This window comes from Photorhabdus akhurstii (genome assembly GCF_018448925.1).
Classification (GTDB): Bacteria; Pseudomonadota; Gammaproteobacteria; order Enterobacterales; family Enterobacteriaceae; genus Photorhabdus; species Photorhabdus akhurstii.
The window spans coordinates 1-286 of the sequence record NZ_RCWE01000150.1 but is presented as its reverse complement, the minus strand read 5'-3'; the positions used below and the strand labels follow the sequence as shown (position 1 = coordinate 286).

At 64.3% G+C, this 286-nt stretch carries 1 protein-coding gene; it reads right to left on the bottom strand.

The window, feature by feature from the left end; genetic code table 11:
• Window positions 1–286 (bottom strand): RHS repeat domain-containing protein (locus EAE93_RS24140; protein WP_214040751.1); only part of this gene is annotated, 286 nt, incomplete at both ends.

Sequence of the window (286 nt, the reverse complement as noted above, 5' to 3'; positions counted from 1 at the left end):
ATTCTACGCCGCGGGCATCGGTCCAGCAGGTTAAGTTGCCGTGGCGGTCATGGGTGAAGTGTTCCAGCTGGTTGTCCGGCCGGTCACTGACCGCCACCCGGTGATGACGGTCGTAACGCCAGCGCCACAGCGCCCCCGCCGCGGTCAGGCTGCGCAGCCGGTCCTGGCTGTCATAACCCAGACTGACGGTCCGGTTCTCTTCATCCAGCACCCGCACCAGCCGCTGATGCTTATCATATTCCTGTGTGCGGCAGTTGCCGTCCGGGTCTGTTTCGGCCGTCACCAG